Raw genomic sequence first — 1,460 nt, forward strand, 5'->3', positions numbered from 1 at the left:
GCCCACAACCCCTTGAGCGTATAAACTCAAGCCGTCTGCCAAGACAGGTTGTAGGTGGTAGAGGGGTGCCTTCACCACCTTGCCAGAAGCCCTCACGACGCGCCAACGTCGTGAGGGCTTTTATTTCTTAGTCCTCAGCCTCCCCCTCCTCATCATCGGTAAGCTGCAAATCGATGTACGCCTTCAACCGAGCCTTATCCGCCTCAAAGAAGGGAATAGGAATCTCCAACCACGCCTGGCGGTTCTTTGGTAGTCGGACAGGTATGCGAACCATTTCTTCGCTTGTCTCGCGCACCAAAGATTGACGACGCACCTCGACCTGATCGGACAATGCGTCCCGACTATCCACCTGCTGCTGAGGTGTTTGCGCGTAATCCACGTCGCCAGCCACGACAGCATCCGATTGCTCTTCATCCCCGCCGTCAACAGCAGCCGGCGATGATTCGTAATACCCAACGAAGCCAACAGACTCCCGAAACAGGGCAACAACGTTGTCAGCCGTTCCTGAAGAAAATCCCTTCTGGATCAAGTCGAATTTAATCGTGGCATCCGACGGTAAACGGGCCTCGTACTTCTCCAGCAGTTCCGCGAATACCGGGGGCGTCGTCAGCATCTTGATCAGCAGATCACGCTTGATGCTTGCACTGGGAGCAAACTGATAGGACTCGAAGTCTTTACTGACGGCCAGATACCCTTCCTTTGGCCGCTCGACCAGCCCGTAATACCTCAGCGAGGCGAGCGCCTGAGCTGCACGACCGTTCTTCGAGTCATTGTAACCCAGCCCTTGGGCCACAACGTCGACCGAGGTGGCATGCCGCCCCTCCTTCTCGTACAGCTTCACCGTCCGCTCGAGAGCGTCGGTAAGCGGCATCGATGGCGCGCGCGGGCTTTTTTTCCGAACAACAGTGTCCATCGGGGCACTCTCAGAAAGTTACACGGACCCGATTTTACACACGGCACAGGAAAACGCAAGACCCTCATCGCGTCACGAACCCATCGAGCAGACTCACCAAGAGAATAAATCAACGAACTCGGAGAGACAATATCGATGAATCTACCCTAACCAGCTGTTTTCATTGACATTTTAAAAAACAAAAAGACCCCGCGACAATCTCAAATAGACTCATTGCGGGAATCAGTGGCGTGATCCGGGCTTTCCCGGTCTCTCCAGGTTGACTCGCAGCCCCCCCCGGCAACTCGCCTCCAAGCGCATCCCACACCGCTCCGTCCGCAATAGGTTGATCACTGCCGCTCCACGATTGCATCCAACCAAGCGATCCGACTCAGAATTTGACCGCAAAACAAAAAGGCTCCCGCAGGAGCCTTTCATAGAACGATACGATCCAGCAGAGAAAATCACTTCTTGCCCATTGGCTCGTGCTTGTCCTTGATCATCTGGTAGTAGGTGCTTGCACCGGCCTTCGTCAGTTTCACCTCGGCGATGAACTTTTCAATGGTGT

General features: G+C 54.6%; 1 protein-coding gene. It reads right to left on the reverse strand.

Annotated elements, in window-relative coordinates; genetic code table 11:
- Positions 1–127: 127 nt before the first annotated feature.
- Positions 128–913 carry a hypothetical protein gene (locus AB0F11_RS38185; RefSeq protein WP_362184479.1) on the reverse strand — a complete coding sequence of 262 codons (786 nt, stop codon included), beginning with the start codon at positions 911–913 and terminating at the stop codon, positions 128–130.
- Between the last annotated feature and the right edge of the window lie 547 nt (positions 914–1,460).

Origin of the sequence: Streptomyces sp. NPDC032472, assembly GCF_040636955.1 — a bacterium.
Taxonomy (GTDB): domain Bacteria; phylum Actinomycetota; class Actinomycetes; order Streptomycetales; family Streptomycetaceae; genus Streptomyces.

Coding starts and splice junctions, on each gene's coding strand:
- AB0F11_RS38185 (WP_362184479.1), bottom strand. CDS start 913: ATGGACACTGTTGTTCGGAAAAAAAGCCCGCGCGCGCCATCGATGCCG.